Genomic DNA, 13,504 nt, shown 5'->3' with positions numbered 1-13,504 from the left:
CAGCTTGACCCGGCGGCGAACCACTACCCTCGTTCGCGCCGTGGGGCGACAGCATAACGTATGCGATGGCGCTGTTCCACTTTTCGTGGCGTGGCTGGCCCGTTTCAGGTCATGGCCGGCATCTTCGCGAGCAGCTTGTCGAGCGTGACCGGATACTCGCGCACGCGCACGCCGGTGGCGTTGTACACCGCGTTCGCAATCGCCGCCGCCACACCGCAAATCCCCAGCTCGCCCACGCCCTTCGCTTTCATTGGCGAGGACATCGGATCGGTCTCGTCGAGGAACACTACCTCCTGGTGCGGCACGTCGGCATGCACCGGCACTTCATACCCGGCCAGGTCGTGATTGACAAAAAACCCGCCGCGGGTGTCGACCACCAGTTCTTCCATCAGCGCCGCGCCCAGTCCCATCGTCATCGCGCCAATCACCTGGCTGCGCGCCGACTTCGGATTGAGGATGCGCCCCGCCGCGCACACGGCCAGCATGCGCCGCACGCGCGTTTCACCGGTGGCACTGTCGACCGCCACTTCCACGAAATGTGCGCCGAAGGTCGATTGCTGGAATTTTTTATCGAGGTCGCCGTACTCCATGCTGTCCTCGGCCACCAGTTCGCCATCCTGCGCGGCCTGTGCCAGCGGAACGTTCTTGCCGCCGGCGCGCACGGCGCCATCGGTGAATTCGGCCTCCGCCGCATTCATGCCGAGCTTCTGCGCCACCGCCTCGCGCATCTTCACGCAGGCCGCATACACGCCGGCGGTGGCGCTGTTGGCGCCCCACTGCCCGCCCGATCCGGCCGACACCGGAAAGCGGGAGTCGCCCAGGCGCACCACCACCTTGTCGATCGCCACGCCCATCATCTCCGCCGCGGTCTGGGCGATGATGGTGTAGCTGCCGGTGCCGATGTCGGTCATGTCGGTTTCCACCGTGACGATGCCCTTGGCGTCGAGGCGGATGCGGGCGCCCGACTTCATCACCAGATTGTTGCGGAAAGCGGCGGCCACGCCCATGCCGATCAGCCAGCGTCCTTCGCGCCTCTTGCCCGGTTCGGCGTTGCGCGCCTTCCAGCCGAAGCGCTCGGCGCCAGTGCGCAGGCAATCGATCAGGCGGCGCTGCGAAAACGCCCGGCCCGGTTTTTCCGGATCGACCTTGGTATCGTTCAGGATGCGGAAGGTCACCGGGTCGATCTTGAGCTTGTCCGCCATTTCATCCATGGCGATTTCCAGCGCCATCAGGCCCGGCGCTTCGCCCGGCGCGCGCATCGCGTTCCCCTCGGGCAGGTCGAGCACGGCCAGCCGCGTCCTAGTCATGCGGTGCGCGCCGGCATACAGCAGGCGGGTTTGCTGGACCGCTTCCTCGGGCTTCCCACCCGGCAGGTCGCCCGACCAGGTTTCGTGGCCGATGGCGCTGATCTTGCCGTCGCGCGTGGCGCCGATGCGGATGCGCTGGATGGTGGCCGGCCGGTGCGTGGTGTTGTTGATCATCAGCGGACGGCTGAGCGCGACCTTGACCGGCCGTTTGGCCGCGCGCGCGCCCAGGGCGGCCAGCAGCGCTTCCGAACGCAGGAACAATTTTCCGCCAAAGCCGCCGCCGATGTAGGGTGAAATCAGGCGCACGTTCTCCTTCGGGATGCCAAGCGTTTTTGCCAAATCGCCCTTGGTCCAGTCGATCATCTGGTTTGTGGTCCACAGAGTCAGCTTGTCGCCTTCCCACGAGGCGACCGAGGCGTGCGGCTCCATCATGGCGTGCGAGTGGTCGGGCGTGCGGTAGGTGGCGTCCAGGATGACCGGCGCGCCGGCAAAGGCGCGGTCGAAATCACCGACCCTGGTGTCCGGCTTGGACGACTTGGGTACGGTCGCCGACTCCCTGGCTTGATCGAGGTCGTAAGCGCCCTTCTCTTTCGCGTACTCCACCTTGACCAGGTTGGCGGCGGCGCGCGCCTGCTCGAACGTCTCGGCCACCACCAGGGCGATGGCCTGATGATAGTGGTCGATCTCCGGCCCGCCGAGCAGCCTGGCGGTATTCATCTTGCCCTTGCCGAGCGCACCCGCGTTCTCGGCGCTGATCACGGCGATGACGCCGGGCGCGCGCCGCACATGATCCAGGTTGATCGACCTGATGCGCCCTTTGGCGAGGCCGGCGCCGACCACATGGCCGTAGGCGGCGTTGGGCGCGGCCTCGTGCTGCTCGTAGGCGTACGGCGCGCTGCCGGTGGTCTTGGCCGGGCCGTCGATGCGGTCGAGCGGGTGGCCGACCACCTTGAGCTGGTCGATGGGATTGGTGGTGGCAGGTGTGGTGAACTTCATGGGTCAGCCTTTCTTCGCATCCGCCAGCACCGCGTGCAGCGTGCGCTGGACCAGCAGGATCTTGAACGCGTTGTCGTGCGTCGTTTTTGCGCCTGCCAGCAACTGGTCGACGACCGCCTTGGCGCCCCCTGCCATGTTTTGCTCGGCCGCTTCGATGCGCCACGGCTTGTGCGCTACGCCGCCGAGCGCCACCCGGCCGCCGCCCGGCAGGATCACGGCCGCGACCGACACCAGCGCGAAGGCGTAGGAAGAACGGTCGCGCACCTTGCGGTACACATGGGTGCCGCCCAGCGGCTTGGGCAAGGTGACACTGGTGATCAGTTCACCCGGTTCGAGCACTGTCTCGATGTGCGGCGTGCTGCCCGGCAGGCGGTGGAAATCGGCAATCGGGATGGTACGCGCGGCGCCGTTGGCACGCACCGTCTCGACTTGCGCGTCGAGCAGGCGCATGGCCACCGCCATGTCGCTCGGGTGCGTGGCGATGCAGGCGTCGCTGGCGCCGACGATGGCGTGCTGGCGGCTGAAACCGCCGATGGCCGAACAGCCGCTGCCCGGTTGACGCTTGTTGCACGGCTGGTTGGTGTCGTAAAAGTACGGGCAGCGGGTGCGCTGAAGCAGGTTGCCGGCGGTGGTCGCCTTGTTCCGCAACTGCATCGATGCGCCCGACAGCAAGGCGCGCGATAGCACGGCGTAATCGCGCCGCACCCGTTCGCTGGACGCCAGGTCGGTGTTGCGCACCAGGGCACCGATGCGCAGGCCGCCGTCCGCGGTCGCTTCGATCTTGTCGAGGCCAAGACCGTTGACATCGATCAGGTGGCCCGGCGTTTCGATTTCCAGCTTCATCAGGTCGAGCAGATTGGTGCCGCCCGCGATGAATTTGGCGCCGGGGGCGCGCATGGCGGCCGCTGCGGCGTCGGCACTGCTGGTGGCGCGCTGGTAGGTAAAGGCCTTCATGCCTTGCTCCCCGCGACGTCGGTGATCGCGTCGAGGATGTTCGAGTAAGCGCCGCAGCGGCAGATATTGCCGCTCATGCGCTCGCGGATTTCGTCGGGCGTGGCTTGCGGACGCGCCATCAGGTCGGTGCTGACGTGGCTCGGGATGCCCTGCCTGATTTCATCGAGCACCGACACGGCCGAGCAGATCTGGCCCGGCGTACAGTAACCGCACTGGTAGCCGTCGTGCCTGATGAAGGCCGCCTGCATCGGATGCAGCTTGTCCTTGTTGCCCAAGCCTTCGATGGTGGTGACCTTGGCGCCTTCATGCATTACCGCCAGGGTCAGGCAGGAATTGATGCGGCGGCCGTCGACGATGACGGTACAGGCGCCGCACTGGCCATGGTCGCAACCTTTCTTGGTACCGGTCAGGTGCAGGTTCTCGCGCAGCACATCGAGCAAGGTGGTGCGGGTGTCGATGTCGAGCGTATGGCGCTTGCCGTTGACCTGGAAGGCGACCTTGGTGGTCACCGGCGGCGCGCCAGCCGGGCTTGCGGCAGCGTCGGCCGCAGCGGGCACGCTGGCCGCCGTGACGCTGATGGCGCCTGCGATCAGCAGTTCCCGCCTCGATAGTTTGATGTCGCTGAACTCGTCCATGTAATGGCATCCTCTTCGCTGATTGTTTTGGCTTCCCGCACGAGCGCCCGCTCCCCGACGGGGCGCCGCAAAGGCGATGTGGCGCATCCGAAAAACGTGCAATCTGAAGAGATTGCCCATGAACGAATGAGCAGTCTGTTAGAACGCGAACACTGGCGCGATAAACGCACCGCCAAGCCGCGAGCGCGCGCCTTCCGGTCAACGGCAAAGGCGTGGATTGGCCGAAACAGGTAAAAGATGAGAGATATGGACGGTCATGGGCGACCAGGCGGATACTCAGCGTGCGTGCAGCTCGCGGCGAACACATTCCAGATCGCCCCGGTCGAGTGCTTTCCAGAGGATCAACGCAGTTTGTCTCTTGACGCGTTCGAGCTCGACTGGCGGCGCTAGCTCAACGTGATAGTCGGTGTCTTTCCACTGCGAGAATTCAACCCGGCCGGAATGAGAGATATCCAGAACAAACATCGTTCCATCGGCAGGCCCGTAGCGCAGCCATGCGTTGGGATGTTCGTCGTCGCGTGAAGAAAACACTTCTTTCCGTGCCCGCTCAAGGTCTTTTCCGCTTGGGTCCGGGATATCGCTGCCATAACGGGTGGTAAGAATACAAAATTATCGGTCCGCACTGATTTCCACCGATTGGGTGGTGTCCTTTGATCTCCGGAACAAACAGTTGGCGATTATTCTGAACACGGATCGTGTTTCTCGGTCGCGCAATATTTTGTGAAGTCCATATTCGCGAAAATCGTCGCGAGCCGCCCGAAGGGATCGCCGCCCTCCTGAAACCAGTCAACATGCACGTACTGCCGCAGATGCGAGGGCCAGTCGGGCGGCGTCACCAGCCGCGCGCTCCAGCGTTCGTTCGGCGCCCAGATCTCGCAATCGTGCGTAAGCCCGGCGATTTCCTGTTCCAGCGCATCCAGACCGTCAACGTAGCAGCCCGGGCGTTCCATGGCATTGCGGCCTTTGAGGAGGCGGAACTTTCGCTCCATGTAGGGGCTGCCTTCCAGCATGCCGGCCCGGGCAAACTCGCCCCGGATCGCGTCGATGGTAACGGCAATGCCCTGTTTGTTTTTCATGGGGCGCATTCCGAATGGCACTTCGTTCGTGTATCCGGGAAGAAACGTCACGCCGTCGGTGGCCCTATGCCGCGTGAAATCGAGCCCGGAGAGAATGTCCGCGAGGCGAACGAATGGATCGCCACCCTCCTGGAACCAGCTCAGCTTGAGGTAGTGCCGCTGTTGCGGGGACTCCGCGCTCGATGGGACCAGGGTGGCCCCCCTGTGTCAGGATAGATGTCGCGTGATTTAATTCATAAAAACCGCACCGGGGGCGGAGTAAAGACATGTTGTGAATCGTTATCCGGCAGAGCGCAAGGAATCCATTTTAAGGCAGATGATGCCGCCGCAGAACAAGTTAGTGTCGGTGTTAGCCCGCGAGAACGGTATGTACAATGCATAGGCAATGCACATACATCGCTGGATACGAGGCTGTACCGCTTATCCGACTGAATTTTCACAGCCCTGGAATGCCACCAGAATCCCCCGCCAAGGCCAAGCAGCACCAGCGCAATGGCGTAAGGACCGTTAAATGGCGGTACTGCGAACACCAGGGCGAGCGCCAGGATGACGGAGGCGATGAGGGCGCTGGTGGCGCGCCAGCTCATGACCGTCAGCAGGACGAATTGCAACAGCAATTCCTCCAATTCCCCTACTCCTCTGTGATGGCGGGATAGCCGGAAACACAGTCCCTTGGGGCCGGCTTCGCACGACTGCCGTACATTGCGCAGGCAGAACCAGGCTGCTGGTCCCGGCCGGCCCGCCACCTTATCGCAAGCCTACTTTTGCTTGGCCGCCGCGTACAACGGCGCCACGCGCGCCTGCATCGACGTGAGCGAGGCGATCCGGGTCTGGTTCGAGGGGTGGGTCGACAAGAACTCGGCCCCGCCGGCTCCGTTCGATGCCGCCGCCATCTTTTCCCATACCGACACCGCCGCGCGCGGGTCATACCCGGCACGTGCACCCAGTTCCAGGCCGATCGTATCGGCTTCCGACTCGTGCTCGCGCGAGTTAGGCAGCGAGAACAGGTAGTACGAAGCCTTGTTGGCCAGGTCGACAGTCAATGCCTTGTCCGGTGCCAGCACCTTGGCCAGCGTGGTCACAGTGCCCGTGGCCTTGGCTTCCGACATGCGCTCGCGGCCATGTTCGCGCAGCGCGTGGGCGATTTCGTGACCCATCACCATGGCGATCTCGTCGTCGGTGAGCTTGAGCTTGCGAACCAGGCCCGTGTAGAAGGTGATCTTGCCGCCCGGCGCGCAGGTGGCGTTGAGCACCGGGGCGTCAATCAGCGCCAGCTCCCACTTCCACTCTGCGGTATCGGCGCGGAACACCGGTACTTGCGCTTGCAGCCGTTTGGCGATGCGGTCCAGGCGATCATACTCGGCGCCGCTGTTGACCAGCCGCCCTGCCGCCCTGGCTTTCTGGTTCTGGCTGCTGAATCCAGACAGTGCCATCGCGTCCACTTCAGCCGCTGGCACGATCATGAACTGCGAGCGCGTGACCCCGACCGTTCCCGGCAGCGTGCTGCTGGCACAACCGGCCAGGGCGGCAAGAACGGCGATCAGGCCAAACCTGGCTTGCACGGTTTTCCTCATTTTGTTACTCCGATTCATGTTGAAAAAATTTCCTAGAATAATTATTTATTGTAAGCATGATGTGACTTAGGTTAACATCATGCTTGCTTAATCATCATAACCGTTAGCCGCCCGCGTTCGTCGCAATGAATTGACTAAACATCACAAAATCATTATGCCAACACACAATACCCCTGCGCGCACGCTTGCTTACCGGCGCTTACACTTGCTAACACCCTATTAACAAGAAATACAAATTTCAATATAGAAATTGAATGCCGACCGTGAAATACTTGATCCGGGATAGGTGCCCAGCGGCTGGGAAAACAGCGCCACGACACGCCCCATCCCTGGCATACGGCTTCCCCTAACGAAAAACAACAAGGAAATCACGATGACTTACCCCACCATAGACTACCTGGGCGTCCTGACCGCGCAAGAAATCGCTTCGGCGCAGCCGCTGACGTTCAAGACCTACGTTCCGAGCGGGACCTATCAGTCCAACTGGGATCTGGAAGCGAGCACGAGCACAAGCCAGCCTTACGCGATCCTGCACGAGCTGTTTTCGTTTACGGCGGTCGAGGATGCCACCTACGATATTTTCAGCTTCAGCTTTTTCGACCCCTTCCTGATCCGGGTATACGACAATCTCGGCCGCGTCATCGCCGTCGACAAGGAAAACCCCGACATCTATGGCATGGACCACCTATCGAAGTTCGTGGCGCCCTATTCGGGCACCATGTACGTCGACGCCGGCTGGTACCAGGGGTACGCGGATTCCCATAAACACGTCTCGCTGTACATCGACGTGGACCTCGACACCATTCCGAAACCGACCAACACCCTCATCGGCACCGACTACACCGACCGCTTCGTCGCCACCAAAAGCAGCGACCTCGTCAACGGCTACAAGGGCATCGACAGCATGGTGTATACCGGCAAGCGCGCCGACTACAACATCGTCAAGAACGCCGACGTGCTCACCGTCAGCTCGAATGTCAGGAACGAAGGCACGGATGTCCTGCGCAGCGTGGAAAAGCTGGTCTTCGCCGACGGCGTGGCCGACATGCAGTACGGCGAGCTGACCCAGGCCCTGTACATCGGCTACTTCGGCCGCGCCGCCGACGTGGGCGGACTGAAGAGTTTCCAGGACCAGCTGGGCAGCCTCGGTTCGCCCACCAGCGCGACCGACCTGAGCGCCCGCTACGCCAAGGACCCGGCCGTCAAGAACCTGATCGATTCCTTCGGTACCAGCGCCGAATCGAAGGCGCTGTATTCGGGCGATACCAAGACCTTCGTCAAGGCCGTCTTCAATAACGTCCTGAACCGCGACCCGCAGCAGGCCGGCCTCGATTTCTGGACCAAGGCCATCGACTCCGGTTCGCTCACGCGCGCCAACGCCTCGCTGTCGATCCTGGCCGGTGCGCAGACCAATACCTCGGTCCAGGGCATGAACGACGCGCTGCTGGTGAACAACAAGATCAGCGTGGCGTCGAACTTCACGTTCGGGCTGGAAACGGATGGCAAGGCCGCCTCGTACAACGGCCTGGGCGCCGCCGCCGTCGCACGCGAACTGCTCAAGTCGGTGACCGCCCTCACCGATGCGAACACCTTCCAGAGCACCGTCAAGCTGGCGCTGGGCGCTCTGCCGACCGTGTCGCGCAGCGCCCCGGAGCACACGCATGACCTGCCGCTGGCCCAGTTCGACGGCCCCGCCATCGCCCTGACCGGCCTGGACAGCCATGCGGCGGACCTGGCTTTTTCGGCCTGATCGACGATGCGCGCGGGAGCTACCGCAACCGGGCGGGGCGCCCCGCCGCTCCGGCCCTTGCCAATCCGTCCACCACGTCTGGCGCGCCGTTACCCTGCCAGCGTGACCCGACACCGCCGCCAGCCGGCGCCGCAGGCCTGTGCTTGCCTGGCACGCCAGCGCCAGCCGCTTGCAAGTCAGCGCACAAAGTTTCCATAAGTAACTAACAATTGCATTTTGCACATAATGTCGCGTACACTGCGATGTTTAACGCAAGTCCTCGGTCTGGCTGGCCATTCTCAAACTGCCTCAGGCCGCGCCAGCGGCCTTCGCGCATCCCGCCGGGCAGCCTTGGGAAGCGCAGGCCAGCGTATAGCCGATCATGCTCACCGGCATACGCAGCAGCGTCAACGGCGCCGCCTCGCCGGCCTGAACCTCCGCCCCACCATGAATGAAACCCAATTCCAATGACATACAAGACGATCGACAGTCTGCCAGACCTGAGCGCGGCGCAAATGACGGCGGCCCAGATGCTGGCCTTCACCCCCCTGAGCATCCCGATCACGGTCGCAGCCTGGGACGTCCGCATCGATTTCACGGATTTCCAGATGCGCACGCCCGGGGACGACGTGTTTTCCTTCAGCGCGATTGCCGGCATTTCCTACGATATCTTCAGCCGTAGCGGACACGCCCCTTCCATGATCAAGCTGTATGACGGCTCCGGCAACGTCATCGCCGCCCGCTACGATCCGGCTACCTACGACGAGCATTCGGTCATCATGAATGACTTCATCGCCCCGTATTCCGGCCTCTATTATGTGTCGGCCGGCTGGATCCAGAGCGCCGCGTCGCCCACCGTCTCGCTGTCCATTTACGGCGACGAGACGCGGGCGCCCGGCCTGCTCAACATGATCTTCGGCACCCCAGGCAGCGACTCCTATATCCGCCCCACCTATCTGAACGACTATATCGATGGCGATGCCGGCGTCGACACCGTGTATGCCGCCGCCCCCGTGGGCGCGTTCAGCATCGTGCTGGACGCCGGCACCATCACCCTGAGCGAGCGCAGCGGCGACAAGAGCGTCGATGAACTGCACAACATCGAGGTGCTCGAGTTTTCCGACACCACGATCAACATGGCGTACGTCGGCCTGGCCCAGGCGCTGTATGTGAGCTATTTCGGGCGCGCCGCCGACGTCGCCGGCTTGAAGAGTTTCCAGGCCCAGCTCACGGCCCTGGGCGCGCCCGCCAGCGTGGGCGAGTTCAGCGCGCGCTATGCCACCGATGCGGCGGTGAAAGGCCTGATCGACTCCTTCGGCACCAGCAGTGAATCGCATGCGCTCTATAGCGGCGACAACAAGGCCTTCGTCAAAGCCGTTTTCCTCAACCTCCTGAACCGGACTGCGGGCCAGGCCGGCCTCGATTTCTGGAGCGGCGCCATCGATTCCGGCGCGCTCACCCGGGCCAATGCCTCGCTCTCGATCATGGCCGGGGCGCTCGCCAACAACAGCTTCCAGGGGCACGCGGATGCCGCCCTGGTGCACACCAAGATCGACGTGGCGTCGAATTTCACCTTTGCGCTGCAAACGGAAAAGGCCAGCGCCGCCTACACCGGCGCCGAGGCGGCGGCGGTCGCCCGTACCCTGCTCAGGTCGCTGAACGCGGACACCGACATCCTCGACTTCCAGGCGTCGGTAAAAGAAGCCATCGGCAAACTGCCGCCGGTTCCGCGCAGCGCGCTGGAACACCTCGCCGAGCTGCCGCCGGCCGACGGCGACGCCGCGCTCGTGTTACTCACAGGAATCGACAGCATTCACCACGCCGCCCTGTTGGGCTGAGCGGCAACGCCATCATGCGGCACGCGCCAGGTCCGCCTGGCGCCGTGCTTTCCGCGCCCAGTTCCACGCAACGGTTTCCTTTTCACCATCTTTTGTCTTGTAACTCGTCTATGAGCGCGCCCGGTACGCTACAATCGCGGGCGCAGCAGTCGTACGCCCAGGCAGTAAAGAAGCTCCCGGGTGGCATCTAAAAACATAAAGACTTTAAGTGAGACAATTAATGAGCCTTTTCCGAATAAAAAATCTGGACGATATGGTGGCGCAAAGCCGCGCCGCTGGCGGGCTGAAGAAGGTGCTCGGGCCGCTTGACCTGGTGTTGATGGGCATAGGCGCCATCGTCGGCACCGGTATTTTCGTGCTCACCGGCACCGGCGCGCTGACCGCCGGCCCGGCCCTCACCCTCTCCTTCGTGATCGCCGCGATGGCCTGCGGCTTCGCCGCCCTGTGCTACGCCGAATTCGCCTCCACCATTCCCGTGGCCGGCTCGATCTATACCTACAGCTACGCCACCATGGGCGAGCTGGTGGCCTGGATGATCGGCTGGGATTTGCTGCTCGAATACGGTTTGGCCACCTCGGCCGTGTCGGTCGGCTGGTCCGGCTACTTCCAGTCGCTCATCGGCGGCCTGGGCATCAAGCTGCCGGTCGCGCTCACCGCCGCGCCCGGATCAATTCCCGGGGTCGACACCCTGTTCAACCTGCCCGCCATGGTCATCATGCTGATCCTGACGGCCATGCTCTCGTTCGGCGTGCGCGAATCGGCCCGCATCAACAGCGTGATGGTGGTGATCAAGATCGCCGTGGTGCTGCTGTTCATCGTTGTCGGCGCGCGCTATGTCGAACCGGCCAACTGGCAGCCATTCATGCCGTTCGGAATGAAAGGCACGATGAGCGCCGCCGCGCTGGTGTTCTTCGCCTTCATCGGCTTCGATGCGGTGACCTCGGCGGCGGAAGAAGTCAAGCGCCCCGAGCGCGACCTGCCGATCGGCATTATCGGCTCGCTGGTGGTCTGCACCATCCTGTACGTGATCGTCTCGGCCATCATGACCGGCATCGTGCCTTACCAGCAATTCGCCGGTGTCGACCACCCGGTCTCGCTGGCCCTGCAATTCGCCAAGCAGAACTGGGTGGCCGGCTTCGTCGACCTGGGCGCGATCCTGGGCATGACCACCGTGATCCTGGTGATGAGCTACGGCCAGACCCGCGTCATCTACGCCATGTCGCGCGACGGCTTGCTGCCCAAGCGCCTGTCCGCCATACATCCGAAATTCGGCACGCCGTTCTTTGCCACCTGGATGGTCGGCATCGTGTTCGGCCTGATTGCCGCCGTGGTGCCGCTGGGCGTGCTCGCCGAGCTGATCAACATCGGTACGCTGGCGGCCTTCTGCCTGGTGTCGGTGGCCGTGATCGTGCTGCGCAAAACCCGCCCTGACCTGCACCGCGCGTTCCGCTGCCCCGGCGTGCCGGTGGTGCCGGGACTGGCCATCATCTTTTGCGTGGCCCTGATGACCTTCCTGAGCAACACCACCTGGATTGCCTTCGGCATCTGGCTGCTGATCGGGCTGGTGGTGTACTTTACGTATTCGCGCCGCCATTCGCTGCTGAACACGCCAAAATAAACGCCACGGCGTTCATCTTGCGCCGTCGTTTTTGCCATTGGCGGAAACGACGGCGTTTTACCTTGCGCCCGGCGTCCCGGTTTATTTGCCGGGCAACAGCTTCTGCGGCGGAAGCAATTTGCAGATCGCGCTCGGCAAGGGCACCGACTTTTCGGCCGGGAAGTTAACCCACACGACTTTCGCGCCCCCCTCGGCGTGCAGGTCGCCAGGGTTGCCATCGGCACCGACCAGGCGGATCTGGTGGAACATCTCGAAGCTGGAGCGTCCCGGCGGCCCCACGAAGGTCCTGATTTCGATCTCCCCCGGATACTTGAGCTGCTTGAGGAACGAACAGTGGGCATTGACGATCACCGGCCCTTCCCCGGCCGGATCGGGCGTGCACGCGACCAGGTCGAACCACGAAATGCGGGCCTGTTCGATATAGCGGAAGTACACCGTGTTGTTAACGTGTCCCATCGCGTCCATGTCGCCCCACCGGATCGGCATGCGCATGGTGTGGACGAGGGTCGGCGGCAGGTTTGGGGCAAGTGTATTTGTCATGGCGCGATCTTACCATCGGCGCCACCGGGACGCCCGGCACGGCTGAACCCGGCGCAAGGCATCAATCAACAAGACAGGAATGTGCATGGAAAAAGAATCAGTGTCGCTGTACCAGACCAAGGGCTCGACCGACAAGGAATACCACTGCCACCTCGACCCGGTCGAGGGCGGCTGGGTGGTGTATGGACGCAACGGACGGCGCGGCAGCGCGCTGACCCACCAGGCCAAGACCGCCACGCCCCTGCCCTACGCCGAGGCGAAGGGCATTTACGATACCCTCGTCAGGACCAAGCTCAAGGGCGGCTACAGCCCTGACGATGCCGGCGTGCCCTACCAGGGCACCGAGCTGGCGTCGGATTTCACCGGCGTGCTGCCGCAACTGCTCAATCCCATCGCCGAAGAGCGCGCCGCCAGGCTGCTGCAAGACGACGACTGGCTGATGCAGGAAAAGGACGACGGCCACCGGCGCATGGTGTCGGTCAAGGCGCCGGGCGAACTGGTCGGCAGCAAGCGCAACGGCTTTCCGGCGCCGCTGCCGCTGGGCGTGGTGGCCGACCTGGCGGCCCTGCCCGCCGGCACCATCCTCGATGGCGAAGCACTGCCCGGTCCGCGCCTGAGCGTGTTCGACATCCTCGAACTGGGCGGACGCAAGCTGCACGAACTCGGCTTCGAAGAACGCCACGCGCTGCTCACGCAAGCCGTCAAGCCTGGGCCCAGCGTGTCGGTCTCGCCCGTCTACCGAGGCACGGCGGCCAAGACCGAGGCGTTCGAGCGCATCCGCCACAAGCGCGGCGAAGGCGTGGTGTTCCGCAAGAAGGACGCCAGCTACGCCCACGGCCGCCCGGCCTCGGGTGGCGACGCCCTCAAGCACGTGTTTTACGAAACCGGCACCTTCGTGGTCGACCAGGTGGCCAAGGGCAAGCGCAGCGTGCACCTGGCGCTGTTCGACGCCGCCGGTGACAAGGTGGACATGGGCAAGGTCACCATTTCCTCGAACTTCGACATTCCCCCGGTCGGGGCGCTGGTCGACGTGCGCTACCTGTACGCGCACCCCGACGGCAAGCTGCATATCTCGACCTACAAAGGCATCCGCGACGACCTCGACATCTCAGCGTGCAGCACCGCGCAGCTGAAATACAAGGCCGACGACGCGCTTGAAGAAGGCGAAGGCGAGGACGAAGAGAGCGACGCGGCAGCCGCCTGAAGCGTCCACGTGGCACTCTAACCGGCCACCGCA

The 13,504-nt window shown here is 63.5% G+C and carries 13 protein-coding genes; 4 read left to right on the top strand and 9 right to left on the bottom strand.

The annotated features are described in order from the left end of the window. Positions 1-104: 104 nt before the first annotated feature. The 7 genes from paoC to F2P44_RS26375 all read right to left on the bottom strand — a co-directional run bounded on the left by paoC (position 105) and on the right by F2P44_RS26375 (position 6,542). Complete coding sequence (paoC, locus tag F2P44_RS26405) at positions 105-2,303, bottom strand: aldehyde oxidoreductase molybdenum-binding subunit PaoC (RefSeq protein ID WP_167091114.1); 2,199 nt, start codon at positions 2,301-2,303, stop codon at positions 105-107. A 3-nt stretch (positions 2,304-2,306) separates the two neighbouring features. Further along, positions 2,307-3,257: an FAD binding domain-containing protein gene (locus F2P44_RS26400; RefSeq protein ID WP_167091111.1), complete on the bottom strand. Its 951-nt coding sequence runs from the start codon at positions 3,255-3,257 to the stop codon at positions 2,307-2,309. Continuing rightward, entirely contained in the window at positions 3,254-3,892 is a 639-nt protein-coding gene (gene paoA / locus F2P44_RS26395) for an aldehyde dehydrogenase iron-sulfur subunit PaoA (protein WP_167091108.1), read from the bottom strand. The genes F2P44_RS26400 and paoA overlap by 4 nt, the downstream gene beginning before the upstream one ends. 276 nt (positions 3,893-4,168) lie before the next feature. Continuing rightward, the gene (locus F2P44_RS26390; RefSeq protein WP_167091105.1) at positions 4,169-4,423 is read right to left on the bottom strand and encodes a hypothetical protein; all 255 of its coding nucleotides are present in this window, start codon (positions 4,421-4,423) and stop codon (positions 4,169-4,171) included. Between the two features lie 146 nt (positions 4,424-4,569). After that, positions 4,570-4,968 (bottom strand): hypothetical protein, encoded by a 399-nt coding sequence (locus F2P44_RS26385; protein ID WP_167091102.1) that lies wholly within the window; start codon positions 4,966-4,968, stop codon positions 4,570-4,572. Positions 4,969-5,201: 233 nt separating this feature from the next. After that, positions 5,202-5,594 carry a hypothetical protein gene (locus F2P44_RS26380; protein WP_167091099.1) on the bottom strand — a complete coding sequence of 131 codons (393 nt, stop codon included), beginning with the start codon at positions 5,592-5,594 and terminating at the stop codon, positions 5,202-5,204. A 132-nt stretch (positions 5,595-5,726) separates the two neighbouring features. Further along, positions 5,727-6,542 carry a M48 family metallopeptidase gene (locus F2P44_RS26375; RefSeq protein WP_167091096.1) on the bottom strand — a complete coding sequence of 272 codons (816 nt, stop codon included), beginning with the start codon at positions 6,540-6,542 and terminating at the stop codon, positions 5,727-5,729. A gap of 373 nt (positions 6,543-6,915) precedes the next feature. Here F2P44_RS26375 and F2P44_RS26370 point away from each other — a divergent pair, with 373 nt between their 5' ends. Then, complete coding sequence (locus F2P44_RS26370; RefSeq protein ID WP_167091093.1) at positions 6,916-8,292, top strand: DUF4214 domain-containing protein; 1,377 nt, start codon at positions 6,916-6,918, stop codon at positions 8,290-8,292. Positions 8,293-8,580: 288 nt separating this feature from the next. On the opposite strand, the gene F2P44_RS26365 is transcribed toward F2P44_RS26370, so the two are convergent. Further along, positions 8,581-8,745: a hypothetical protein gene (locus F2P44_RS26365; protein WP_167091090.1), complete on the bottom strand. Its 165-nt coding sequence runs from the start codon at positions 8,743-8,745 to the stop codon at positions 8,581-8,583. Here F2P44_RS26365 and F2P44_RS26360 point away from each other — a divergent pair. Beyond that, a complete protein-coding gene (locus F2P44_RS26360) occupies positions 8,739-10,109 on the top strand; it encodes a DUF4214 domain-containing protein (RefSeq protein WP_167091087.1) in 1,371 nt (456 codons plus the stop codon). The two genes, F2P44_RS26365 and F2P44_RS26360, sit on opposite strands and share 7 nt — an antisense overlap. A 220-nt stretch (positions 10,110-10,329) precedes the next feature. Continuing rightward, complete coding sequence (gene bcaP, locus F2P44_RS26355) at positions 10,330-11,727, top strand: branched-chain amino acid transporter BcaP (RefSeq protein WP_167091084.1); 1,398 nt, start codon at positions 10,330-10,332, stop codon at positions 11,725-11,727. Between the two features lie 81 nt (positions 11,728-11,808). Here bcaP and F2P44_RS26350 read toward each other — a convergent pair whose 3' ends face one another. Continuing rightward, positions 11,809-12,267, bottom strand: a complete 459-nt coding sequence (locus tag F2P44_RS26350) for an acyl-CoA thioesterase (RefSeq protein ID WP_229423766.1) — start codon at positions 12,265-12,267, stop codon at positions 11,809-11,811. Positions 12,268-12,352: 85 nt separating this feature from the next. Between F2P44_RS26350 and F2P44_RS26345 the strand changes: the two genes are divergently transcribed. Then, positions 12,353-13,471: an ATP-dependent DNA ligase gene (locus F2P44_RS26345; RefSeq protein ID WP_167091081.1), complete on the top strand. Its 1,119-nt coding sequence runs from the start codon at positions 12,353-12,355 to the stop codon at positions 13,469-13,471. Positions 13,472-13,504: the final 33 nt, after the last annotated feature.

It is taken from the genome of Massilia frigida, from assembly GCF_011682175.1.
GTDB lineage: Bacteria > Pseudomonadota > Gammaproteobacteria > Burkholderiales > Burkholderiaceae_D > Telluria_A > Telluria_A frigida.
Note: the sequence above shows the minus strand (reverse complement) of the source record. Positions and strands in the feature narration are given on the sequence as shown.

Excerpts from the sequence above, each read along its gene's own strand:
- paoC (WP_167091114.1), bottom strand. The coding sequence starts at position 2,303 with ATGAAGTTCACCACACCTGCCACCACCAATCCCATCGACCAGCTCAAG.
- F2P44_RS26400 (WP_167091111.1), bottom strand. The coding sequence starts at position 3,257 with ATGAAGGCCTTTACCTACCAGCGCGCCACCAGCAGTGCCGACGCCGCA.
- paoA (WP_167091108.1), bottom strand. The coding sequence starts at position 3,892 with ATGGACGAGTTCAGCGACATCAAACTATCGAGGCGGGAACTGCTGATC.
- F2P44_RS26385 (WP_167091102.1), bottom strand. The coding sequence starts at position 4,968 with ATGAAAAACAAACAGGGCATTGCCGTTACCATCGACGCGATCCGGGGC.
- F2P44_RS26375 (WP_167091096.1), bottom strand. The coding sequence starts at position 6,542 with ATGAGGAAAACCGTGCAAGCCAGGTTTGGCCTGATCGCCGTTCTTGCC.
- F2P44_RS26370 (WP_167091093.1), top strand. The coding sequence starts at position 6,916 with ATGACTTACCCCACCATAGACTACCTGGGCGTCCTGACCGCGCAAGAA.
- F2P44_RS26360 (WP_167091087.1), top strand. The coding sequence starts at position 8,739 with ATGACATACAAGACGATCGACAGTCTGCCAGACCTGAGCGCGGCGCAA.
- F2P44_RS26365 (WP_167091090.1), bottom strand. The coding sequence starts at position 8,745 with ATGTCATTGGAATTGGGTTTCATTCATGGTGGGGCGGAGGTTCAGGCC.
- bcaP (WP_167091084.1), top strand. The coding sequence starts at position 10,330 with ATGAGCCTTTTCCGAATAAAAAATCTGGACGATATGGTGGCGCAAAGC.
- F2P44_RS26350 (WP_229423766.1), bottom strand. The coding sequence starts at position 12,267 with ATGACAAATACACTTGCCCCAAACCTGCCGCCGACCCTCGTCCACACC.
- F2P44_RS26345 (WP_167091081.1), top strand. The coding sequence starts at position 12,353 with ATGGAAAAAGAATCAGTGTCGCTGTACCAGACCAAGGGCTCGACCGAC.